This window comes from Paenibacillus sp. EZ-K15 (assembly GCF_002573715.1).
In the GTDB taxonomy this organism is placed as follows: Bacteria; Bacillota; Bacilli; order Paenibacillales; family Paenibacillaceae; genus Paenibacillus_AQ.
Genome location: NZ_PDHM01000007.1, coordinates 84,511 through 108,786 on the forward strand (window position 1 = coordinate 84,511; position 24,276 = coordinate 108,786).

The 24,276-nt window shown below is 50.1% G+C and carries 20 protein-coding genes; 15 read left to right on the plus strand and 5 right to left on the minus strand.

All coding sequences use genetic code 11. The features are described 5' to 3' along the window. Positions 1-10 precede the first annotated feature (10 nt). The 4 genes from CRG97_RS04040 to CRG97_RS04055 all read left to right on the plus strand — a co-directional run bounded on the left by CRG97_RS04040 (position 11) and on the right by CRG97_RS04055 (position 4,678). Entirely contained in the window at positions 11-973 is a 963-nt protein-coding gene (locus tag CRG97_RS04040) for an ABC transporter permease (protein ID WP_098741872.1), read from the plus strand. Positions 974-988: 15 nt separating this feature from the next. After that, positions 989-1,882 (plus strand): carbohydrate ABC transporter permease, encoded by an 894-nt coding sequence (locus tag CRG97_RS04045; RefSeq protein ID WP_098741873.1) that lies wholly within the window; start codon positions 989-991, stop codon positions 1,880-1,882. 53 nt (positions 1,883-1,935) lie between these two features. Beyond that, positions 1,936-3,951 (plus strand): alpha-L-arabinofuranosidase C-terminal domain-containing protein, encoded by a 2,016-nt coding sequence (locus CRG97_RS04050; protein WP_098741969.1) that lies wholly within the window; start codon positions 1,936-1,938, stop codon positions 3,949-3,951. A 229-nt stretch (positions 3,952-4,180) separates the two neighbouring features. Then, positions 4,181-4,678 carry a pyridoxamine 5'-phosphate oxidase family protein gene (locus CRG97_RS04055; protein WP_098741874.1) on the plus strand — a complete coding sequence of 166 codons (498 nt, stop codon included), beginning with the start codon at positions 4,181-4,183 and terminating at the stop codon, positions 4,676-4,678. A 78-nt stretch (positions 4,679-4,756) separates the two neighbouring features. Here CRG97_RS04055 and lacZ read toward each other — a convergent pair whose 3' ends face one another. Next, the gene (lacZ, locus tag CRG97_RS04060; RefSeq protein ID WP_098741875.1) at positions 4,757-7,873 is read right to left on the minus strand and encodes a beta-galactosidase, LacZ type; all 3,117 of its coding nucleotides are present in this window, start codon (positions 7,871-7,873) and stop codon (positions 4,757-4,759) included. A gap of 277 nt (positions 7,874-8,150) precedes the next feature. Here lacZ and CRG97_RS04065 point away from each other — a divergent pair, with 277 nt between their 5' ends. From CRG97_RS04065 to CRG97_RS04095, 7 genes are all read left to right on the plus strand, one after another. Beyond that, the gene (locus CRG97_RS04065) at positions 8,151-8,756 is read left to right on the plus strand and encodes a TetR/AcrR family transcriptional regulator (protein ID WP_098741876.1); all 606 of its coding nucleotides are present in this window, start codon (positions 8,151-8,153) and stop codon (positions 8,754-8,756) included. Positions 8,757-8,772: 16 nt separating this feature from the next. Further along, complete coding sequence (locus CRG97_RS04070) at positions 8,773-9,552, plus strand: alpha/beta fold hydrolase (protein ID WP_098741877.1); 780 nt, start codon at positions 8,773-8,775, stop codon at positions 9,550-9,552. Positions 9,553-9,789: 237 nt separating this feature from the next. Next, entirely contained in the window at positions 9,790-10,974 is a 1,185-nt protein-coding gene (locus CRG97_RS04075) for an acyl-CoA dehydrogenase family protein (RefSeq protein WP_202618866.1), read from the plus strand. A gap of 308 nt (positions 10,975-11,282) precedes the next feature. Then, entirely contained in the window at positions 11,283-12,056 is a 774-nt protein-coding gene (locus tag CRG97_RS04080) for a hypothetical protein (protein WP_098741878.1), read from the plus strand. A 168-nt stretch (positions 12,057-12,224) separates the two neighbouring features. Beyond that, on the plus strand, positions 12,225-12,995 hold the full coding sequence (locus CRG97_RS04085) for a MerR family transcriptional regulator (RefSeq protein ID WP_098741879.1): 771 nt from the start codon (positions 12,225-12,227) through the stop codon (positions 12,993-12,995). Between the two features lie 308 nt (positions 12,996-13,303). Continuing rightward, positions 13,304-14,728, plus strand: coding sequence for an alanine/glycine:cation symporter family protein (locus tag CRG97_RS04090; protein ID WP_098741880.1), 1,425 nt, complete (start codon positions 13,304-13,306; stop codon positions 14,726-14,728). A 139-nt stretch (positions 14,729-14,867) separates the two neighbouring features. Further along, positions 14,868-15,836, plus strand: coding sequence for an anti sigma factor C-terminal domain-containing protein (locus tag CRG97_RS04095; RefSeq protein ID WP_237566284.1), 969 nt, complete (start codon positions 14,868-14,870; stop codon positions 15,834-15,836). Between the two features lie 114 nt (positions 15,837-15,950). Here the strand turns inward: CRG97_RS04095 and CRG97_RS04100 are convergent, their stop codons facing one another. The 3 genes from CRG97_RS04100 to CRG97_RS04110 all read right to left on the minus strand — a co-directional run bounded on the left by CRG97_RS04100 (position 15,951) and on the right by CRG97_RS04110 (position 18,553). Further along, the gene (locus tag CRG97_RS04100; protein WP_076325955.1) at positions 15,951-16,466 is read right to left on the minus strand and encodes a DinB family protein; all 516 of its coding nucleotides are present in this window, start codon (positions 16,464-16,466) and stop codon (positions 15,951-15,953) included. A gap of 61 nt (positions 16,467-16,527) precedes the next feature. Further along, entirely contained in the window at positions 16,528-17,145 is a 618-nt protein-coding gene (locus tag CRG97_RS04105; protein WP_098741881.1) for a class I SAM-dependent methyltransferase, read from the minus strand. Further along, entirely contained in the window at positions 17,138-18,553 is a 1,416-nt protein-coding gene (locus CRG97_RS04110) for an NAD-dependent malic enzyme (protein ID WP_098741882.1), read from the minus strand. The genes CRG97_RS04105 and CRG97_RS04110 overlap by 8 nt, the downstream gene beginning before the upstream one ends. A 205-nt stretch (positions 18,554-18,758) precedes the next feature. Here CRG97_RS04110 and CRG97_RS04115 point away from each other — a divergent pair, with 205 nt between their 5' ends. After that, complete coding sequence (locus tag CRG97_RS04115; RefSeq protein ID WP_098741883.1) at positions 18,759-19,058, plus strand: hypothetical protein; 300 nt, start codon at positions 18,759-18,761, stop codon at positions 19,056-19,058. A gap of 379 nt (positions 19,059-19,437) precedes the next feature. Next, the gene (locus tag CRG97_RS04120) at positions 19,438-20,475 is read left to right on the plus strand and encodes a lytic polysaccharide monooxygenase (protein ID WP_098741884.1); all 1,038 of its coding nucleotides are present in this window, start codon (positions 19,438-19,440) and stop codon (positions 20,473-20,475) included. A gap of 725 nt (positions 20,476-21,200) precedes the next feature. Here CRG97_RS04120 and CRG97_RS04125 read toward each other — a convergent pair. Beyond that, positions 21,201-21,962 carry a DeoR/GlpR family DNA-binding transcription regulator gene (locus tag CRG97_RS04125; protein ID WP_098741885.1) on the minus strand — a complete coding sequence of 254 codons (762 nt, stop codon included), beginning with the start codon at positions 21,960-21,962 and terminating at the stop codon, positions 21,201-21,203. 362 nt (positions 21,963-22,324) lie between these two features. Between CRG97_RS04125 and CRG97_RS04130 the strand changes: the two genes are divergently transcribed. Together CRG97_RS04130 and CRG97_RS04135 are read left to right on the plus strand one after the other, a co-directional pair. After that, a complete protein-coding gene (locus CRG97_RS04130) occupies positions 22,325-23,380 on the plus strand; it encodes an ABC transporter ATP-binding protein (protein WP_098741886.1) in 1,056 nt (351 codons plus the stop codon). Then, positions 23,373-24,251, plus strand: a complete 879-nt coding sequence (locus CRG97_RS04135; RefSeq protein ID WP_098741887.1) for a carbohydrate ABC transporter permease — start codon at positions 23,373-23,375, stop codon at positions 24,249-24,251. Before CRG97_RS04130 ends, CRG97_RS04135 begins: the two co-directional genes overlap by 8 nt. Positions 24,252-24,276 lie beyond the last annotated feature (25 nt).

The window sequence follows — 24,276 nt, forward strand, 5'->3', positions numbered from 1 at the left end:
GTGGATGCCCATGAAGCGTGTCAAAGCCGATACATCGATGGCTCTGCCTCGAAGCGATTCGAGGCGGGGTCCCCGCCTTTTAAGGCAAATGGCCAAGCGATATGACCTGTATCTCATGCTGCTTCTGCCGGTTGTCTGGTATCTGGTCTTTCATTATGGTCCGTTGTACGGGCTGCAGATCGCGTTTAAAAATTTCAATCCGGCAAAAGGAATCCTCGGCAGCAGCTGGGAGGGCTTCGGGCATTTCGAACGCTTCTTTGATTCGTATTATTTTTGGCGGCTGTTGTGGAATACACTGTCCATCAATTTGTTTTCCTTGTTAATCGCCTTCCCGATTCCGATCTTGCTGGCGCTGATCATCAATGAAATACGCAACAAGACTTTCAGCAAATGGCTGCAAAACATTACGTACATTCCACATTTTATTTCGGTGGTTGTGATTGTTGGCATTCTGAACGTGTTCCTCTCGCCCAATAGCGGTCCGATCAATCTGTTGATTGAGGCCGTCGGCGGTACGCCGATCCGTTTTCTTGAGGAAGCTAGCTGGTTCAAGACCATCTTTATAGGATCTAACATCTGGCAGAACATGGGGTGGCAGTCCATCATCTATATTGCGGCGCTGAGCGGGGTGAACCCGCAGCTCTATGAGGCGGCCAAGATGGACGGGGCGTCGAGGCTGCGGCGCATTTGGCACATCTCTTTGCCGGGAATCGCGCCTGTCGTTATCATTTTGCTTATTTTGGATATCGGCCATTTCATGAACATTGGTTTTGAGAAAATATTGTTGATGCAGAACAACTTGAATCTGGAATCGAGCGACGTCATTTCCACGTTTGTCTACACGACAGGCATTTTAAAGGGAGAATACAGTTACACGGCAGCGATCGGGCTGTTTAATTCGGTCATCAATCTGATCCTGTTGCTGTTCGTAAACCGGATTGCGCGTAAGACGTCAGAGACAAGCTTATGGTAAAGGAGGGGACGCGCCATGCCCAAGCCGTCGATAGTAAAAGAAGCCGCGAATGAGCGGGTATTCGATGTCATTATTTACGTGATCGCCGCGATCATTATCGTCATTGTGCTGTACCCGTTGATTTTTATTGTCAGCGCTTCGTTCAGTGATCCGACAAGGGTATTGAACGGCGAAGTTTGGCTGCTGCCGAAAAGCGTCACGCTGGATGCCTATACGAATATTTTGCAAAACGAAAAGATTTGGATAGGATATCGCAACACGATCTTCTATACGATCGTCGGTACAGTGATCAATATTATCATGACGATCTTGGCTGCCTACCCGCTATCGAGGCCTGACCTTCCGGGGCGCAATGCCATCATGGTGTTTATCACACTGACCATGTTCTTCAGCGGAGGGTTGATTCCAACGTATCTGCTGGTCAAGGATTTGGGAATGGTCGATACGATGTGGGCGCTGATTGTTCCCGGCGCCATCGCTACTTACAATCTGATCGTGATGAGGACCTATTTCCAATCGAGCATTCCCTGGGAGCTGCAGGAGGCCGCCCATATCGACGGCTGCTCCAACTGGAGGCTGCTTTTCAGTATCATTCTGCCTCTGTCCAAGCCGATCCTGGCAGTCATGGTTTTGTTTTATGCGGTAGGTCACTGGAATTCATTCTTTAATGCGCTCATCTATATTCGTAACGAGAATTTGCACCCGCTTCAGCTGGTGCTGCGCGAAATTTTGCTGATCAGCCAATCCGCTTCCGTGGACGGCAGCGTTGGACTGGAGGATAAAATTTTACTTGCCGAGAGTATTAAATACGCGGTAATTATCGTCTCAAGTTTACCTGTGCTGTTGATGTATCCGTTCGTGCAGCGGCATTTCGTTAAAGGCGTCATGATTGGCTCGATTAAAGGTTGATTTCCGATACCGATCGTACGGGCCAGCCTAAAATTCCTTTGGGAGGTTTTATGTTGAATACGAACGCAACGATTACCATTGATTGCAGTCGAAAGAGCGAGCATACGATCAATCCTTATCTGTTCGGGCATTTTGTGGAGGATATTCGGGACCATATGGAGGCGATGCTTGCTTTTCCGCTGATGGACATGGATTTTGAAAGCGAGGCGGAGACCAAGACGCCGGTATCGGGAAGCTGGCGCGCCTATACCAACGGGCGGAACACCAGATACGCCATGGAAGCGCCGGCACCCCGGCATTCGGGACGCGCCCAGCGCATCCACATCCTGAGCGATGACGAAGCCTATGCCGGCATCGCGCAGAAAGCGGCATTAAAGGGTCCGATGAAGTATACGGTCCGGCTTGTTGCCCGCGCTTCCATTGAGCTTCAATACGTGAGGGTCGAAGCCGTGGACCGGCGCACGGAGGAGATGCTTGGTCAGCTTCGCGTGGAGCTGGGCAGCCACAACTGGCAGGAATACGAGGGAGAGCTGTCCATATCACGCGCTTGCAGCGATGCCGAGATCCGGGTGTATGTTCCGGCCGAGCATCCAAGGTGGATCGATCACGTATCCACCGGGATGCTCTGGATCGATCACGTGTCCCTGCTGCCGATCGATAGCATCGCCATGGTGAAGCGTGAAGTGGTCGAGATGACGAGAGAGCTGAATGCGGGCATGATGAGACTCGCAGGCAATTACATCAGCGCTTACCATTGGGAGCACGGCATCGGTCCGGTTCTGGAGAGACCGGTCATGTACAACGAGGCTTGGGGAGGATGGACCAGCAAATATTTCGGAACGGACGAATTCATCCGCTTTTGCCGCGAGCTGCAGGTGGAACCTTTGATTTGCGTGAATGACGGATCCGGTACGCCAGAGGAAGCCGCCCAGTGGGTCGAGTATTGCAATGGAAGCGTCGATACGCCGATGGGAGCTCTGCGAGCCCGAAACGGTTTCCCAGAGCCGTATAACGTCAAGTATTGGGAGATCGGCAACGAAGTATGGGGCCAATGGCAGGTCGGCACTTGTACGGCAGACCGGTTTGCGGAGCGGACGATCTCGTTTGCCAAGGCCATGAAGGAGGCGGACGATTCCATCGTGTTGCTGGCCTGCGGGCATTACGAGCAGGAATGGAACCGAACCGTGCTGGATTTGGCAGGCGAGTATATGGATTATTTGACGCTGCATTTGTATCATGGCTACGGACCCTTCGGCATGAACGGGGATACGCCGGCAGAGGAACGCTATAAAGCGATTGCCTCTTATCCCGAGTGGACCCGGCACCATATCCGGCAGACGACGGAGCTTATTGAGTCCAAGGCGAAGCACAGCCACGTGAAGCTGGCGATCACCGAATACAACACAATGTACTATCCGAATACGGTGCGAAAAGGGCTGCCGAACGAGCATACGTTAGGAGCCGCGGTGGCCAATGCCGCCAACCTGAACGAAATGATTCGCTGCAGCGACATGGTGCATATCGGCAGCTTCTCCGATCTTGTGAATGGTTGGCTCGGAGGATGCATACGAGTCGGGGACTACTATGCGGATCAGTATTGCGGCAAGGAACCCGGATGGAGCGGGCTTCCGCTCACGATATACGGGACGCCGACTTACGAAGTGTTAAAACTTTACGCGAATCGGGACGTCCGGCGTATTCTCCCCGTCCAAGCGGTATGCGGAACTTTCTCCGTGGCATCAAGCAAGAAGACGCCTGTGGAGCTTGACGCGCTTTTGGACCTGGACATTGTGGCCGGGACGAATGACGACGGTAGCCGAGTCACCGTATTTATCGTGAATCGTAGTCTGGAGGAGGTAACGGCCGTCCTGGATTTGCAGGCCTTCGAGGCTTCGGGGGAAACGATCCTTTATGAAATCACCGGCAATTCTTACGATGATATTAACTCCGTATTCCAGCCGGATCATATTGTGTGCAAGGAAAGCAAGGTGCCGGTAGAAGCATGGCAGCGGGGGCATCGGTTACGACCTTCATCTGTTTACGCACTTGAATTCAAAGCGCGTGTATAGTGGCGCGCAAGGTACAAAGAAATAAAGTAAGCTTCATAACGAATTGTTCATAAAAAGTCGGACTGCGCTGGCAGTTTCCGGCTTTTTTTGGTGCAGGCGGATGGTTTAGGCTCTGCCTGGATCATGATAGATGACTCAGCAAAGGAAAACGGAATTATAAAGGATTCATCGTTTAACTTAATTATGGGAAGTGTAAATACAGACTAAATACAAGGATGGGGTGATTCAGATGTCAAACGGAACTGTAGTGAACCAAGAAGCGGTCGAGACCGTGAAGGATATTATTAAGGATATTGAAACAGCGATGTTCTCCACGATATCGGAGGGCGGGATCAATTCCAGACCGATGCAAACGCAGGATATCGAATTCGACGGCGATTTGTGGTTTTTAACGAAAAGGGACACCAGCAAATATCAAGAAATCATGGCCAATCCCAACGTCAATGTCGCTTATGTCGGCAACTCCTATGTATCGATTCGGGGAACGGCCCAAGTCGTGGATGACCTAGAACGGAAAAAGGCGCTTTGGAATGCGGCATATGAGAAATTTCTGCAAACGTCCTACGATAATCCCAACATTATTTTGATCAAGGTGGATACGGATACCGCGGAGTATTGGGAAACCGGGAACAAAACCAAAACGGTGAAAGCCTTCTTCAAAAAAATGGTGGGCCAACAGCCGGAGGGTGACTCGGATATTAACAAAACCGTCGATCTGAATTCATGATGGCGGATAGAAAGTCATAGCACAAAAAGCAGCTTCTAAACTTAGAAGCTGCTCTTTGTATTTGTTTTATAGATGGGTTCAACGTGCTCTTCCCATCGTAAAGCTGAAGCTATACGTACGGTTGGAGGGCAGCGTGAACGCTTCATGGATTGGCGCTCCCCAGCTGTCGTCGCCGCCTACGCCCATTTGCTTGTAGTTGATGCGCAGGACGGTTTTATCGCTTGGCGGGAGCTTGTATACATGGTCGCTCCCCTCCAGTTCATCCGGCGTCCACGGCAGGGCGCATAACTCCATGAGGGAGGAGCTTTCGAATCGTAGACCTTCCCCGCTGCTTCCTTCGGTAAGGCTCGCGATGCGTACATCCGTTTTGTTCCCGCATTCTTGAGGTCTCAGATAAGGAACGAACTGATCGGCTATTCTTCCCGTGTATCGACCGATTTTGGCGCCTGTCTTCCGGTCCCAATAATTATCATGCGGCCCCCGGCCGTACCAGCTGAGCATATCGAGACTTTCATCCAGCAAGAACAGCATACCGATTTCCGGAATGTCAGGCAAGCCGCTGCCCGGAACAAAGGTTTCTTGCACGCGGATGGTTCCATCCGGGAAGATTCGATACTCCAAGGTCAGTCCGGATATAGGAGTTGTCTCGATCTGATATTGACTGGAGACCACGACGGCAGGGCCCTCCGTATGCCAGCGCAGAGCCAGCAGCTTCCGCCGGTCGTGGGCCGTTCTCCATACGCCGCAGCGTTCAGGGAGCCGGTTGCCCAGATCGTTATCGGTGACGGCCCGCCAGAAATTCGGTCTGACCGGTGCCAGCAGGTATTCCTTGCCGGATCGCGCGTAAGATGTCAGATCGCCGGTGCCAAGGTCGAAGCGTAACGAAACGGCAGGACCCGTGATGAGAAGCTCTTCATCCGACTCGGTAACTTCCAGGATCTCCACGTTTGAAAGAGAGTCTGTTTCCGATTGGCTCGCTATATAAGGCGTTAGCGCGAACTGCTCCCAAGCCTCTTCATGTCCTGCGGTTGCCCACTTGGCGCTCTCCTTCCGAACCAGGGAGACGGTGAGAATCGCTTCTTTTCCATCGTCCTCTATAGGAGAATAAGGAATCTTGATTTCGGTATGGTCACCGGGCTGGAGCGAGAGCTGGAGCGTGCCGGATTGGCTTTCTTCTCCGTTCAGTTGGATCTCCCATTTTACAAGATACTGATCGAGATTAGTAAACAAGAAACGGTTGCTGACCCGAATCCGGCCTGCAGCAAGGTCCAAACATTCGAACTTGACGTTCTGGTAGCATTTTTTCACTTCGTCCAGCTTGGGGGTTTTGCTGCGGTCCGCGAAGATCAGGCCATTTCCGCTGAAATTGCCGTCATGCGGCGTTTCGTTGAAGTCCCCGCCATACGCTAAATATTCGATACCGTCGGCCGTTTGGGTGCGGATCGCTTGATCGATCCAGTCCCATATAAAAGCTCCCTGTAAAATGTCATATTTCTCAAACAGCTCCCAATACAGGTGAAGCCCGCCGCAGGAATTGCCCATCGCGTGACTGTATTCGCAAATGATGTAAGGCTTGCTCGGGTTGCTGGTTGCATACTTCTCCACTTCCTGCGGTTTTGCATACATGGTGGATTCCATATCGCTGGCAGCCTCGGACGCCCTATAATGAAAAATCCCTTCATAATGAACGAGCCGCGACGGATCGGCCTCCTTCAGGAAATCGTGCATCGCAATGAAGTTGTCGCCTCCGAAGGATTCGTTGCCAAGCGACCAGATGATGACGGAAGGGTGATTCTTGTCTCGTTGAAACATCGAATTGCAGCGGTCCAACACGTTGTCGCGCCACTCGAGCTTGCTGCCGGGGACCGTTTCTTTCAGTTCCTGCTGCCGGTACTCCCACGTTCCGTGCGTCTCCAGATTCGTCTCATCGATCACATATAAGCCGTATTCATCGCAGAGGTCATACCATACGGATTGATTCGGGTAATGGGAAGTCCGTACCGCATTGATGTTATGCGTCTTCATCAGCTCAATATCGGTGATCATGTCTTCGCGGGAAAGCGCCCGTCCGGTATCCGGAGAGAATTCATGCCGGTTCACGCCTTTGAACAGAATGCGCTGACCATTAATCCGCATCAATCCGCCCTTCAGCTCGAAGCGGCGGAAGCCGGTGCGACAGCTTACGGCTCCGAGGCATGCTCCGTCCGTATCCTTTAATGCCAGAACGACGGTATACAGATAAGGCGATTCCGCGCTCCATTTTTTAGGTTCGGGTGCGTTCATGATCAGGGTGAAGGTGCTCTCCACCATAATGTAATCTGCTATGGTGAGCGTTTGTTTCCGAACCAGCTGACGATCCTGGTCGTATAGAAGTGCCTCAAGCTGAAGCCTGTCCTTATCGATGGTTTCATTAAAATAATTCGTAACGGTTGCATCGATCTGCAGCTCGGCATTCCGGTAATCGTCATCAAGAACCGGCCGGACGAAGAAATCGGAGATATGGATGGCAGGGACGGAATAGAGGTAGACTTCGCGGAAGATCCCGCTAAGCCTCCAGAAATCCTGATCCTCGAGCCAACTCGCATCACACCAGCGATACACTTCAACAGCCAATTTATTCTCGCCTTCAATCAGATAGGGGGTAATGTCGAACTCGGCCGGCGTAAACGTATCTTCGCTATACCCCACCATTTCGCCGTTCACCCATACATAGAAAGCGGATTCAACACCTTGGAAGCTAATATAAACGGGCTGTTCCTTCCATGTGTCCGGCACCGTGAATTCACGAATGTAGGAGCCCACGGGATTGTATCGTGTTGGCGCGAAGGGGGCTTTCAATTCAGGCTCCGATTCGGACCAGGGGTATCTAACATTTGTATATTGAGGATAGTCATAGCCTTGAAGCTGCCAATGGGAAGGGACAGGCATATCAGCCCAGCTGCCGGAATCATAATCGGCCTCGTAGAAATTTTGGATGCGCTTGTCAGGGGTTTCGGCAAATGCAAACTTCCACATCCCGTTCAACGACTGATACCAGGGGGACAGAGAGTGGGCATGGCTTAGCGCCTCAGACTCCGATGGGAACATCATCATGTAAGCATGGGCTTTGTGACGGTTTAGCTGAAAAATATTCGGATTATTATTCCATTCGGGATAACCGTTTGCAGGTGCTTGGTAAATGAATTTGGTACGCAATGTGCTCAGCTCCTCCTAGATTATGGTTTCCTTCTACTGTCAGTATAGAGGTTAATTCGGTCCAAGAGTATAAAGAAGTTGCGTTTTTCTATTAAAAATGACAGCCGGATTATGCACTAGAGCGGTCAGCAGAGGGGGACAGAGTCTTTTTGCAGGAGGCAGGTCGTATTTTAATGTGCGTGTTCACCTCCAGGCATTTCACGGTTTACATTTGAAAAGGTTTATGAAACAATGGTTAGTAAATGGTCATTCACTAACTGTGGGGAGGCGATTACGTATGGTAAGACCTCGCGAATTTCAAGATGAGGCTATCTTCTACGGTGTCTACCAGGCACTGTCCAAAAAAGGATACGGTCAAGCAACATTAACCGACATCACGCATGAAGTGAATATTTCGCCTGCAGCCTTAATGAAGCGATTCGGTTCGAAGAAGAATTTGTTCCTGGCCTATAGCGATTATGTTATTGAACTAACCAGGCATGCCTTCCAGGAGGCCAGCCTATCCGATCAATCCAGACTTGATGCACTAAAGGCCGTGTTTAAACATGCGGTTTTACATATGAAAGATCCTGTTGAATTGGCTAACCATACTTCCTTCTATCTGGAAGGGACGAATGATCCGGATTTGTTGGAGAAGACCCGGTACCGATTGCAGCTGATCGATGAGTTTACCCGGCAGATGCTCAGCCAGGCGATTACGAACAAAGAAATCGCTGAATGCGACGTAGCTATGGTTAGCAGGGTACTGCAAGCCGCCATCAGCGGGGCCATGATGATCTGGATTAAAGAGTCAAACCGAACGTTGGACGAACTGTTTGATGAGTGCTTTCAGGTGATATTTGCTCCGTCATGGAAAGCCGGTACGCAATCATTTCAAATATAGCAAGGAGGATGGTTATATGCCGATTTTCAAAGGAAGGGAAGTCGATCTGTACTATGAAGTAAAGGGAGAAGGAAAACCGCTTGTTTTTACGCATGGGGCCTCATGGAATCATGAACAATGGCGGCCGCAAGTCGATTATTTCTCTCGCCAGTACCAAACCGTGGTGTGGGATGTTCGGGGACATGGTTCGTCTTCCTTGCCGGGCGGCAAGGTGGATTCGGAGGATTTTAGCAGGGATTTGGCGGATCTGCTAAGTCATCTGGGCATCGAGAAAGCGATCCTTTGCGGGTTATCCCTGGGTGGGCATATCTCGCTGCAGACGGCCGTTCGCTATCCTGACAAGGTCGCAGCCCTGGTACTGATCGGCACTCCGTTCACGAATGCGTTCAATTGGTATGAGCGAATGTTCGTGCCGCTAAATCGCTGGTCAAGTTACTTGATGCCGATGTCCTTATCGGGAAAAATGCAAGGGAAAATGCTATCCAAGTACAATAAGAGCAATCAAGCTTATATAGAGAAAGCCTTTCGTTCCATCCCGCATTCCAACTGGGTTCGGATATGGGATGCGGTGACCCGGATGGAGAGCACGCAGGATCTGCATAAGATCCATTGTCCAACCTTGCTTCTCCAAGGAGAGAGCGACACGATGATCCGAAGGCAGCAGGAATACATGCAGGAGAGAATTGCGGATTCGCGATTAAGAATCATCCGGAACGCTCACCATGCAACGAATTTGGATAACCCGGATGAAGTCAATGAAGCCATCGCTTCATTTCTGACAGAGAACGCGATGTAGACTATTCTATTTGCGTCTTGGATCCGCGTTGTTTCTGCAGCGCGGATTTTTTTGCAAGAAAAACTTTATCTAAACGCGGTCTGTCTTCTATGATTCGGAATTCATACACTGGATATATCCGAACTAAAGGGGGGAGCGGCGATCGGTGAGCCCCCTCATTGACACCCCAAAATAGGGTTGCTACAATTTCAAGTATATATCTATCGGAATACAAGGGTTAGCAAGGAGGGGACGAACTTGAATCGATCCGGTTCCACAGATCCATTCATACGTAATGCACGCGAAGCCATGATCGCAGCTCGGGCGGATAAGCTTGGGGCCAAATTCGCGGAAAGAGCTCCACGGCACGACTTGGAGGGATCGTTTCCGTTCGAGAATTTTGATGACCTGAAGGAGTCGGGCTATCTGAAACTGACCGTACCGGCATCCTTTGGAGGAGAAGAAGCCTCCGTATACGAAATGGTGCTTGCCCAGGAAAGACTCGCCAGAGGCGACGGCTCTACGGCGCTGGCGGTCGGTTGGCATATCGGGCAAATACTCCAGCTGCGCCTATCCGGGGCTTGGCCGGAGCCTTTATTTGAGAGGCTGTGCAAGGACGTTGTAGCTGAAGGCGTGCTCATTAATGAACTGGCGAGCGAACCTGCGACAGGGAGTCCCAGCCGGGGCGGAAGGCCGGAGACCACGGCACGGCGGGTGTCGGGCGGCTGGCGCATTACCGGACGCAAAACCTTCAGCACGTTAAGCCCGATCTTGAAGCAATTTGTGGTTACGGCCGGTATCGAGGATAGCGAGAAGGTTGGTGCATTCCTCGTTCGCAGCGGACCCGGGGTCAAGGTCGAGGAAACCTGGAATACGATGGGCATGCGGGCAACGGGAAGCCATGACATGATTCTGGAGGACGTCTTCGTTCCGGAGACGGAAGTGATTCGGGGACTCGATTATGAGAAACCTGAGTTTCCCGTGCCGACGGAAGGCATTCTGCTTCACATCCCGGCATGTTATATGGGGATTGCTTATGCCGCGCGTAATTTTGCCATCGATTTTGCCCGTCATCATAAACCGAACTCCTTGACGGTCCCCATTGCCGAATTGCCGAATATCCAAAGACACATCGCCGAAATCGAAGTGGATCTGCTTACGGCCCGCAGTTATTTGTATCAAACTGCCGACCGCTGGGACAAGGAAGTGGAGAACCGCGCTGCGCTCAAGCCTGAGCTGGGTCTTGCCAAATATGTCGTGACCAATGCAGCGGTCCGGATTGTTGATCACGCCATGCGGATCGTTGGAGGATTGAGTCTCTCCCGGCAGCTCCCGTTGGAACGAATGTACAGGGATGTCCGGGCGGGTCTTCATAATCCGCCGATGGACGATGTCGTGCTGACGAATCTCGCCCGTCGAGCCATTTCGGAAGTGGAGGAGTAGGGGAACTAAAGCTCGATATGATGGGATGAGGCCATTTCGAGAATAGTTGCTTATTGAATCGTGAAGGAATAACAGACAGGAACCGCTGAAGAGGCTGCCTCCGGCGGTTTTTTTTCGTTGTCTTTTTGATTGGGAATAGCTATAAACCGCGTCCGCGATCCTGGTGAACACGGTATGTTGTCTCTAGCATTCAGCAAACCTTCAGCTTAGCCTAAGCCTGGCATAACGTTCCCCTAAGTTTACTTTCAGATTCCCTCTCTATACTTCAAATTGTAAGACAAACCATAACCCTAGAAGGAGAGATGAAGATGAATCCGATAAGTAAAAAAGTATTAGTAAGCAGCATGGCAGCAACGATTGTGCTGGGGGGAGCCGGGTACCTTCAGAACAAGGTTTTTGCAGCGGCGAGCACGGATGCTTCCACCTCGGTATCCGAGGATGGACAGACGGGGACAGACTCATCGGCTGCGGATGCAGTGAAGAACCGAGCTGGAAAGTGGATGGATCGTAAAGCGGGTGGACCTCGGGGTGGTAACATCGTCAAAGAGACGGCCGAGGTCCTTGGGCTCACGGAGGCAGAGTTCCGGACGGCGCTTGAAGCGGGCAGCACATTTGCCGAAATTGCCGAAGGCAAAGGAATGACCCAATCCGTGTTCGTGCAGAAGCTGACCGAGCTGGAAACCGCTAAGATCGATGAACGCCTGAGTGAAGGCGGTATAACGGAAACCGAAGCAGCCGAGTGGAAAGAGGGGCTGAGTGCCCGCCTTACGCAAATGGTAGAGAGCAATGAAGTCGGTTTTGGAAAAGGTCATGGCAAAGGCGGCCGAGGTTTCGGCAAATTCGGTAATCCGGAGGAAATTGCAGCTTTACTCGGATTATCGGAGGACGAGTTGAAAGCGGAAATGAAGGAAGGGCAATCGCTAGCGGAGATAGCCACCTCGAAGGGGATTGCAGAGGAGCAATTGGTTCAGAAGCTGAAGGATCAAATGACCGAGCCCTTGAAGCAGTGGATTAACGAGAAGCATACAGATGCCGATAAATCCGCAGCCGCTGCAGCGGATACGGAAGAGGAAGCGAACTAACATACTGAATGGGATCGTTTTGGGAGACTGGGTGATATTCTGTTAAGAATACATTCAGTTTCTTTTTTATTTTGTATGCTGAGGATGGCGGGTATCATTTTTTTTGCGAATAGTGTTGACCTTAACGTTACGTAAAGGTGTACATTGATGTTGTCAGGAGGTGAAACCATGGAATACACGGTGCAGAAGCTTGGAAAGTTGGCAGGAATAAGTACCCGGACGCTCCGTTATTACGATGAGATTGGCATTCTGAAGCCGGCCAGAATCAACTCGTCAGGATATCGGATTTATGGGCAGGAGGAGGTCGATCAATTGCAGCAGATCTTGTTTTACCGGGAGCTCGGACTTCCATTGGACGGGATCAAAGAGATTATGACCTCACCATCCTTCAACCGGGCCCAGGCGCTCCAGGAACACCATGCGCAGCTCCTAGACAAAAGAAGGCAATTGGATTTGCTGATTACCAATGTGGAGAACACGATCGCCTCCGCCGAAGGGAGAAAGACCATGAGTGACCAAGAGAAATTCGAAGGATTCAAGCAGAAGCTGATTGATGATAATGAGAAGAAATACGGGAAAGAAATTCGCGAGAAGTATGGCGAAGAGACTGTAAATAAATCCAATGCCAAGCTGAAAAATATGACGCAAGCGCAGCATGAGGAAGTAACGCGTCTGGCTGATGAGCTGTACGAGACGCTGGCCGAAGCGTTTAAGCAAGGCGATCCTGCCAGTGAGCTGGCCCAGAAGGCGGCCGATCTTCACAAGCGTTGGCTCACCTATTATTGGAACGATTACAGCAAAGAGGCCCATGCAGGCCTCGCTCAGATGTACGTTGATGATGAGCGTTTTACCGCTCATTACGATGCGAAGCAGCCCGGAACGGCAGTGTTCCTCCGCGATGCGATTCTGATCTACACAGGCATGAACCCTTCATCATAGAAAGGCTGGTTGTAGGTAGCCTGAACATGATGACTGGACCCTTTTCCTGCGCTTTAACGCGCAGAGGAGAGGGTCTTTTTTTATATGGTATCCCTTGCAGGTCCATGCTCTGCTCACCCTGCTGCCGAGTAGGGAGTACCTAAACAATTGTCTCGACTTTCGGGAGGAGGGTTCCCGTCGAAACCATGTCCCCCAATTTCCACAATTAACCTCTTGTTTCCGAAGGGGAAGTAATGGTTAGATGAAACGTGGACTATTTTACACAAAACCTACACCATGGGTGATGACTTATATAGCGAGGGTAGAGTATGGATCAAATTGTACAGCAGGTAGTGAATATCTTTAATGATTTTTTATGGTCTAAACTGCTCATCGTATTGCTGATTGCCGTTGGCCTGTATTTCACGGTGGGGACCAAGTTTCTGCAGTTTCGCCTGATCGGCGAGATGTTCCGGGTCATCCGCGAACCCAAGAGTAAAGCGAAGGGCAGCATTTCCCCTTTTCAGGCATTTGCCATCAGTATGGCAGCCCGTGTCGGGACAGGGAATATAACCGGGGTGGCTCTGGCCATCTCGCTTGGGGGACCTGGGGCCGTATTCTGGATGTGGATTATTGCGCTTATCGGTTCGGCATCCAGCTTTATCGAGAGTACGCTGGCCCAGATCTATAAAGTAAAAGATGGGGCGGGCGGTTATCGCGGCGGTCCCGCTTATTACATGCAGCAAGGATTAAAGAAACGGTGGATGGGCGTGTTGTTTGCGATCCTGATCACCTTGTCCTTCGGGCTTGTCTTTAATGCGGTCCAGTCCAATACGATTACGATTGCTTTCGAGAATTCATTCGGAACCGATCGTTTAACTATCGGAATTATCATGGCGGTTATCTTCGCGGTTATCATCTTTGGCGGCGTGAAGCGAATTGCCAAAATGTCGGAACTGATCGTTGTTGTATTGGCTGTGGTGTATGTCGGTGCCGCGCTGTTTATCGTACTAGCCAACATCACCAAGCTGCCGGAAGTTTTTGCTCTTATCGTCAAAAGCGCGTTCGGCTATGAGCAGGTCGTTGGCGGGTCGATCGGTGCCGCCCTCATGAACGGGATCAAAAGAGGGCTGTTCTCCAACGAAGCCGGCATGGGGAGCGCGCCTAACGCAGCAGCTACCGCAACAACAAGCCATCCTGCCAAGCAAGGATTGGTGCAGGCGCTGGGCGTAATGATTGATACGCTGGTCATATGTACAAGCACCGCCTTCATTATTCTTTTTACCGGTGCCTACCAGCAGACCGGACTTGATGGAATCGCCCTGACTCAGGCTGCGCTGGGCATGGAGATGGGGGCATGGGCGTCCGACTTCCTGGCGATCATGGTCTTCCTGTTTGCGTTCAGCACGCTGATCGGCAATTATTACTACGGGGAAACCAATATCGAATTTTTGAAGTCGAATCGGGCATGGATATGGGTCTATCGGGCTTCTGTGCTGGCTATGGTCATTTTCGGCTCCGTTACCAGCGTGAAGCTGGTGTGGGATTTGGCCGACCTGTTCATGGGATTGATGGTGATTGTGAATCTTGTGGCCATCACGCTGCTTTCCCGAACGGCTTTCGCCGCGCTTCAGGATTATTTGAAGCAGAAGCGGGCTGGCGTGAACCCTGTCTTCACCAAGGACAGCATCAAAGGGCTGCAGGATGTGGAATGCTGGGATGGACACAACACCCCATCCACTGAAGCGAAATAATGTAGAATTTGATGTGATATGGAATCGTTACAGTAGTTGCGTGCTTTTAGCTGCTGTAGCGATTTTTCTTATTTTACCGTAACATTTGCGCGATTAAACCGTTGTCTACATGAGAAGGTAGAGAGGAGATGGATACGGATTGATTAATCGGATGACCTGGCGGACAAGGGTGAAGGAGCTTATATATGCTTTGTTAGTTGTATTAATATTGTTTTTTATTTATGCCGTATATAACTCAGCTATCCACATCTACCATTATAAAACCGGCCTAAATGATAAATTTCTAAGGACCGTCATAACAACGGTTGAATTGCATGAAAGTGGACTTATAGTAGATAAACGAAGCTCGTCTTTGGGTGAAGTGACGCCCTTCCTCACTCAGAAGACAAATCTGAAAGTGTATAAGAATGTGGGGGAATGGCAGGTAATTGTCGGAGAGCTTCACGCGAAGAAGCAATTAGGGGGAAAACTTACGTATTCTATTGAGGAACTGAATCCTTATTTGAATCGTGAGGAAAGAAATCCTTATATCCTGAACTCTGCGCTGCTGGAGGGTAGGGGGATTAAAGACGATCCTCACCCTACTGGTGCAATGAACCAGTTAGGGAGACTTGAAGACGGAAACGTAGCGGAATTATTCTTCTCGCTTCGAACGCTTAGATCACCGGAGGAGGTTTTGGAGCTCTTGTCGGACTATGATGTTAAAGCAACCAGTATGGCTGTTTTTGCAGGCGAACTGAAGGATTTCAAGCTGGGTAATTATAGCTCTAGTAGCGCTGGTCACACGATCCCCCATCTTACATTGAGGCCCAAGGTTCAGTTTAGCGATAATCATTTTCTTTCTAGTTGGCATACTTTCTTCTCACTGGATGCCGGGATAACGGATCATGAGCAGCAACTGATCGCCGACGTTGAATGGATGACTAACAATATCAAATATAACGGTGTGGATGATGACAAACACCGGCTGGCCTACTTGAAGAAAAATGGAGTTCTAGTTTACGGAGCAACCGTTACGGGACCTGTGCGGGAGCTGGAGAAGCTGAAGGAGGAGTCGGAATTCTGGGGATTCCGTTTGGGCCGCATCGAGGTATGGAATTGGAGTTAGGGCAGCTTATGTTCCGGAAACTCTACATATTAGATAGAAAAAAGGCCTCGACTGAGGCCTTTTTTTGGTAAAGAGAAGTGATATTAAACCATTTTGCTAAGCCATTTTCATAAACTACGTTAAATATTTATCCCGCAGAATATTCAGGTGATGAAGCTCATGCCCAGCTATGACATAGGCGGCTGCCCGGGCGGAGAGCGGGTAATTATTGAATGTGCCTTGACGCAGCAGCGCTTCCTCCGTCAAGCTTCCAACCAGTGTAATGGTAGACTGCCTGACGGCAGCATAATCCTTAAGGGCTTCCCGTAACGGGAGATGGCTGAAAGGAGAATTCTGGACAAAAATCTCCCGGTCGTATCCCGAAAATTCACGGGCATCCCCACGCGCGATGTAGAGAATGCGATAGTTCCATAAGCGCTCTACATCGGCGATGTGTCCGACCACCTGTTTTAGACTCCATTTCCCTTCCGCATAACGAACATTCGCTTGTTCTTCCGTCAGATCGCTGAGCGATCTCAACGTTTCATCATGCTGCCGCTGCAATACCTCGGCAATATGGCCTTCGGGGACAAGAGAGACGTATTTTTCGGCGAGGAGCAAATATTCATTAGAATCAGGCCTTGTATTCATAACAAGTTCCTCCAGATCAATTTATAAGAGCTTACATTAAAATTATGCAGACAGGTCAAAATCAATGAATGGATCCGGTTGCTTGTGCCCAGATTAGATGGACGATGCCGTTCCAATAGCGCTCCGTCTTCATGATATTCAGTTCCGAGGCATTCGCGATCTGGATCATGTCCCTATTATAATGACAGCCGGATATCCGCCGTGCTGCGGGGTTGATCAGATGCTGCATGGCGCCAAGGAGCCGGTTCGTGCTCATGCCATGCTCCAGCAAGTAAACGCGGCCGCCGGGTTTGACCCAGCGGTTGATTTTATTCAAAGCTTTGACCGGATCCTCATAGCCGCATAGCGACAGGGTAGATACAACGCAATCATAGGAACGTTCCGGCAGCTCCAGCGTCTCGATATCCCGTTCCAGGAAATTGGCCCGAATGCCAAGCTCGGAGGCCATCCGCCGCGCACGGCTTAGCATCTCAGGACTGAAATCCACAGCCGTTACGTTCACCTTATCGCGATGATAAAAGGGGAAATTCGCGCCGGCGCCAACAGCTACCTCAAGCACGTCACCCTCTACATCCTGAAGCAGCCGCTGTCTCCATTCACCGAGCCTCCGTTGCCTGGTGTTCCTTTCATATATCGCTGCCTGTTTATTGAACTTCCGAATGAGGGATTTCTTATTCACGCGGAATTCTCCGGGCAACGCCGGTTTTGATTGCTGCTTTCACGACAAGCTCCCGAATGGCTTTCACGACGTTCTGGTTAAACACGCTTGGAATAATATACGACGGGTTGCGTTCTTCGTCCGATACGGCGGATGCAATGGCTTCGGCTGCAGCCAGCTTCATCTCCTCATTAATCGTGGTCGCTCTGCAGTCCAAGGCCGCACGGAAAATACCCGGGAAACAGAGGACGTTATTAATCTGGTTCGGATAATCCGAACGTCCGGTTGCAATAACGCCTACAATATCCTCGACCTCTTCCGGTTTAATCTCGGGCGTAGGGTTTGCCATTGCAAACACGATCGGTTGATCGGCCATGGCTTGTACGTCCTCACGGCGGAGCAGGCCGCCGGCAGAGAGGCCGATGAACACGTCGGCACCTTGGATCACTTCACGCAAGGAACCTTCGACTTTATTCGGGTTCGTATGCTCTGCGTACCATTGCCACATACTATTGCTGTATGCATGTCCGCCAACCAGTGCACCCTCGCGGTCTACGCCAATGATGTCCTTGACACCGGCTGACAGGAGGATTTTGCTGCATGCTACGCCCGCAGCACCGATTCCACACACCACGACCCTAATGTTATCGATCGATTTCCCGACAATTTTCAACGAATTGATCAGTGCCGCATACAGAACCACCGCCGTGCCGTGCTGGTCATCGTGAAACACGGGAATGTCCAGCTCATCCCGCAGTCGTTGTTCAATCTCGAAGCAGCGCGGGGAGGAGATATCCTCCAGGTTAATGCCGCCAAAAGCCGGAGCCATTGCTTTGATGCAGGCAATAATCTCTTCGGTATCCTGGGTATCCAGGCAGATCGGAAAGGAGTCTACTCCTGCAAACTGTTTGAAGAGCATCGACTTTCCTTCCATGACCGGCATGGCCGCATAAGGACCGATGTTGCCCAAACCGAGTACGGCGCTTCCGTCCGAGATGACGGCCACCGTATTTCTTTTAATTGTAAGCGTAAAGGCTTTTTTCGGGTCTTCTTGGATGGCTGAACATACGCGGGCAACATCTGGCGTATAGACGCGCGACAGGTCATCACGGTTTTGGATTGGGATTTTGGGCTGGGTTTCGATCTTGCCGCCGAGATGCAGCAGGAAGGTACGGTCCGAAACGTTGACGAGCCGGACGCCCTTTAGATTTTTCACTGAATTAGTAATTTTACCGATATCCACGCTGTCCGTAACCGTAATAGTAATATCGCGTACGGTAATGTGGCCGCTCGCCTGAATGACGTCGATGGCGACCATGTCTCCCCCCGCCTCAAATATGGCGGATGCAACTTGACCGAATTTGATTTCTTGTGTATTCATTTCTAGTCTGAGGATAATGCTTTTTCCTCCGAGTCCGTTGTTTTCCATTGCTACCTCCAAATGTTTGATCGATTTCGTCCTTCTGAGTGTATGTAACTGTGCAAAATGTTAACGTTATCATAGTTCGCTGAGCAGTGGTCAATTTCCTGTTTCATTGGAAATAAACCGTGATATATATAAGAAGAATTTATTGGAAATGCGAATGCCAGGGAAGTATAATCGAAAGCATCTTATTGTGAAGGAGAGAGCTGCCATGAATGCTAGAATCGAGGAGCTTGAAAAGCGGTTGACGACCCAGCATCATAAGGATTTGTTCCTTCAGATGAAACATACGTTGAAAGCCGTTGATGATTTGGCCGAACAGCACCGGGTTTACCAGGCCGTTCAGGCACTCAGCGGTACACGCATTGTGGGGACGGAGGAACATGTTTATTTCGACACCTTGAATCAGGTCAAGGAACAAATTGTGCATACCCTGGAGCTGACGATTGAGGATTTGGAGCACAAAGGGGATAAACATTATAAGAAGCATTTTAAGGACGGCGTGGAATAGGAGTCGTTCTGCCGAACAGAACGGATAAAATGTTTGAATGAAGCATAAATCCTGCAGGGGATTTATGCTTTTTTTGTGATTATTTTCAGCAAACTCCACGTATTTTCATAACATTTCATGTTACATATTTATCCAATTTCGTTGAAATGTGTAACAAATCGTTGATTAGTATTATGGGATATGGCTTCCAGATGCTTTAAAATAATGATAGCACTGGTAAAGCTTGGACGATGGTTGTGTAAGGTTTCCAAGTTCAGTCAAGTTATCTAGTCAAGTTAAGAGGTAACTACTGTATCGAAGAAAGGGAGGTGGACTGAACAGCCGGAGGTTGTGTAAACGCTTTATTTATTATCTTTTATATTAAAGGAGGATTAATTGTATGACTTTAAGTTTGCCGAACAAAGCTTGGCTCAAGCATCTAATCATTGCCGGTTCCACGATGTTAGTGATGACCTTATTCATGGTTTTATTTGCGGATAAAGCTTTTGCCCACGGGTATGTCGATTCTCCAGGCAGCCGCGCCATTCTGTGTAAGCAGGGGCAAAATACCGATTGCGGCGCAATCGTGTATGAGCCTCAAAGCTTAGAAGCTCCTAAAGGCTGGCCGAATGCAGGTCCTGCCGATGGCAAAATCGCCAGTGCAGGCGGCGCGTTCCCTAAACTTGACGAGCAATCCGCAACTCGCTGGAGCAAAGTAAGCATTTCCCCGGGAACCACAACGTTCCAATGGCATTTGACAGCCAATCATGTGACGGCAAGCTGGAAATACTACATTACGAAAGACGGCTGGGATCAAAATGCTCCGCTGAGCAGAGCTTCGTTTGATCTGACGCCTTTCTGCTCCATTGACTACGGCGGTGTAAAACCTCCGACAAACTATGCGTCCACTTGTAACGTTCCTGCTAAATCCGGTTACCATGTCATTCTGGCGGTATGGGAAGTAGCTGACACACCTAACGCTTTCTATAACGTTATCGACGTGGACTTTGGCGGTGGCGGCGGAACTCCGAACCCAGGCGTACCGGCACCGACAGGACTTACTTCCCCATCCCAAACCAACAACAGTGTTTCCTTGGCATGGGCAGCTTCCACAGGTGCTTCCAGTTACGAAATCTACCGTGACGGATCCCTTGTGGGTACATCCACTACAACCTCCTATACCAATACGGGGTTAGCCGAAGGAACGTCCTATACGTATACAGTGGTAGCTGTAAGCAGTACGGGCAGCAAATCTTCAGCATCCGCTCCCCTCACCGTATCAACATCCGGAAGCGCAACGACCTATCCGGCATGGAATGCAACCGCCGTTTACTTAGGTGGCAGCAAAGTCAGCTACAACGGCGTGAACTATGAGGCAAAATGGTGGACTCAAGGCGAAACTCCTGGATCTGCCGATGTTTGGAAGGTCATCCCTTAATCGAATAGTGTGAGAGATCCGGCGTCTAATGACTGCCGGATCTTTTTTTAAGCAGCTTTTTGGGCAGGGAATGAGAGAGTGGGGTTCATGAATAAGTGTAGAGGAAATAGCTTCCGTCGGCTACGCATTGACCCTGGTGGCTCTTGGAATTACCTATCGAAATGTTGTGGGTTCACTGACTGTCGATGTTCTTCATTCGATGATTTCATGGCCTTCGTCAACTTTAACGGACCCTAGTTCCGTTATTTAAGATCATAACCCGATTTTTCACAATGTACCGGACTCCAGATCCGCTATTATGAGAATTACGGGAGCAAATACCGATTAAAACAGCAAATAAGGTCCGCTGGGTCCGCTAAAGTTACTAAAAGGGCTGTTTTCTATGAAATAAGGTATTCTGAGTCCGTTAGGAAGTCCTCACACCAAAGAACAAGTTGAGTTTTGGACATATTGAATGATATGGCGATCGTATTTTTGGACGTACAGTGAATTTCTGCTTATTGCCCTTTTGGTCTAAGCGGGGGGATCGCGAAAAAAGAGCGAGTATGGATGGTAAACATAGTAGTGGAATAGAAATAAATAAGCTGCCAGCATGCAGCAGCTTGATCAGGGCACCCCGAGGGTGCCTTTTGTGTTTTCTGTAAGAGGTATTTCCAGGTATGCCAAGGTGCGCAAAGATGCGCAAAGGTATGCAAAGTATGAAAAGTATACAAAGAGTGCAAGCCTCAAACCCTGTACACGGTAATGCCCCGTTCCTGAAACGGCCTGATATCCGAGTCGGAAGCCTCAGTACCGGTGACGAGGGTATGTATCGCGCTGTTGGGAGCGACCGTGTGCAGTGACAGCTTGCCAATCTTGCTGTGGTCGGTGACCACGACAATTTCGCCGGCGGCTTGAATCATGTTCTGTTTGGCCGGGACGAGCAGCGCTTCCGGGTGCATGAGGCCATGCTGAGGATGCAGGGCAGGGGTACCGATGAACGCTTTCTCGACATGCAGGGATTTCAGCACATGGTCGGTAAACATGCCGTTTAGCATATAACTCGATGGGTACAGCTCCCCGCCGGTCAGAATGACTTTGATTCCCGGAGCATCGCGAAGCTCAACAGCGACGTTCATATCGTTCGTAATGACCGTAATGTCCGAGCGGTGCACAAGATGCGTCGCAATATGAAGGGTGGTTGTTCCCGAATCAATGATGATATTCTCCCCGTCTTCCACAAGCGAAGCCGCAAGCTGACCGATGCGTATTTTCTCGTCCCGGTGAAAGTTGGTTCGCTCATTAAAGGATGGCTCGTTATGCGTCCATTGCTCCATGATGACCCCGCCATGTGTGCGCTTCAAAGCGCCTTCCTGTTCAATCTCCGCCAGATCACGGCGAATGGTGGCCGTGTGAACACCGAATTCCGATGCCAGCGCAGCAACCGTTGCTGTTCGGTATTGCCTTACGTAATCAATGATCCTTTTCTTTCTTTCATGTGCCAGCAATCGATAATTTCTCCCTTCCTGAATGGACAATGAGCTGTAGAGGTGTGTTTATACATACAATGCGCACTTTTGCTCTTTTATGCTTAAGGATTCCATGTCTTAATAGTGTACTCCCATTATGTTAATTCCATGTTAAATCCCTTGATGCGAAGCGAATTTACAAAATCCGTACGAAGGTCTAACACTCTCCTAATATTGCACATCTACAATCAAATTAAATAAAAATGAACAAAAGTGATCATTACATGTGCATTTGATGCGTACTTATTATCAGGTGCATGTAAGGGATTTCATTTTTATGGATTCATTGATTTTTCGCTTGTCATGACAACATCATTACACTTTCGTGAGGGGGATCGCTCTTGGCATCCATTGAATTTGTGAAAGTAAGCAAGTCGTTTGATCGTCAAACCGTCATCCAGGACCTGGATCTTACCATCGAAGACGGAAAATTCACCGTGCTGGTCGGTCCGTCAGGCTGCGGGAAAACAACGCTCTTAAGGATGATCGCGGGCATTGACCCTCAAACCTCCGGTTCCGTTCTTATCGATGGCAAGGATGTTACGCGCATTGCACCGGGGAAGCGCGGCGTGGCCATGGTATTTCAGAATTACGCGATTTACCCGACGATGTCGGTCCGCGAGAATATCGAGTTTGGTCTCGTGAACAACAAAGTTCCCAAAGCCGAGCGTACACGTTTGGTGGAGACCATAGGGGCAACCGTTGGACTGAACGATTACTTGGATCGTAAGCCTTCCACCTTGTCTGGCGGACAACGGCAACGAGTGGCTTTGGCCCGGGCGATGGTTAAAAATCCGTCCGTATTCCTGATGGATGAGCCGCTGTCCAATCTGGATGCCAAGCTGAGAGTTCAGATGCGGATCGAGCTGATTGAGCTGCACAAGAAGCTGGGAACGACCTTTGTCTATGTGACTCATGACCAAATCGAGGCGATGTCGATGGCAGATACCATCGTGCTCATGAACAAAGGCGTCATTCAGCAGGAAGCTCCGCCTGAAGTGGTGTACCGCGAGCCTAGCAATCTGTTTGCGGCCCAGTTTATCGGGGTTCCCCCCATGAACATTGCGCCGCTGGGCGACGATCGCACCACATTCGGATTCCGACCGGAGAGCGTTGTGATCGGAACAGAACCGGAGTCGTTCCATTATAGGGCCAAGGGTGAGGTCATCACGCGCGAAATGCTGGGCTCCGAGACAATTTATCAGGTAAGGACGACGGAGGGCCAGGCCTTCATGGTGAAGTGCCAGGATGACAAATTCCATGTCGATCAGGAGGTATATCTCGGCGTGCCGGCGGATAAATTGTTTTTCTTCGGGGCGGATGAGAATCGGGTCGAAGAGCAGGACGTCCGCTATAGGGAGTTTATGGAGCGGCTGAGAGGGCTGGCTCATGGATAAGAAGCGGATTTGGGAAGGGATCAGGCCCTATGTGCTAATCGCGCCGGCCATGGCGGGTATTATGCTGTTTGTGATGTATCCGGTAGGTTATCTGGTTTACTTAAGCCTGTTCAAATACAACCTGATGAACAAAGACAAGAGCAAGTTTGTCGGACTGGACAATTTCACCCAGATTCTGGGTCGCGGGGATTTCTACAAAGCGTTATGGAACACTTCCATCTATACAGTCGGCGTCGTGATTCTAACCATGCTGCTGTCTCTGTTGATTGCGGTGTGGCTGAACAAGAAGGGCCGTTTCAATTCGGTCGTTCAGGCCGGGATTTTCACGCCGCACGTCGTTTCCATTGTATCGATCTCGCTGGTCTGGCTGTGGCTGATGGAGCCGAATCAAGGACTTCTCAATTATCTGTTCAAGCTGGTGGGGCTCCCGCCGTCCGCATGGCTGCAAAGCTCCAAGACCGCATTGATATCCGTCATTATCGTATCGGTCTGGCAGGCCATCGGTTATTACACCCTGATCATTGTGGCAGCCCTGCAGAGCATATCGCCAAGCATTTATGAAGCGGCGGCCCTGGATAATGCCAGCAGGTTCAAGGTGTTTTACAAAATCACATTGCCGATGATTTCGCCGCAGCTGTTTTTTATCCTGATCATCATGACGATCGGTTCCTTCAAAGTATTCGATACCGTTCAGGTGATGACAGGCGGAGGACCGAATAATGCAACGACCACGCTTGTGTATTACATATACGGCTTCCGAACGACCAACATCGGTTATTCGGCTGCGACAGGCGTCGTGCTCATGGCCATTATCGGATTGCTTACGTTCATCTATTTCCGGCTGCTGTCCAAGAAGGTCCATTATCAATAAGGCTTTGGCCATGCAGAAAGGAGGC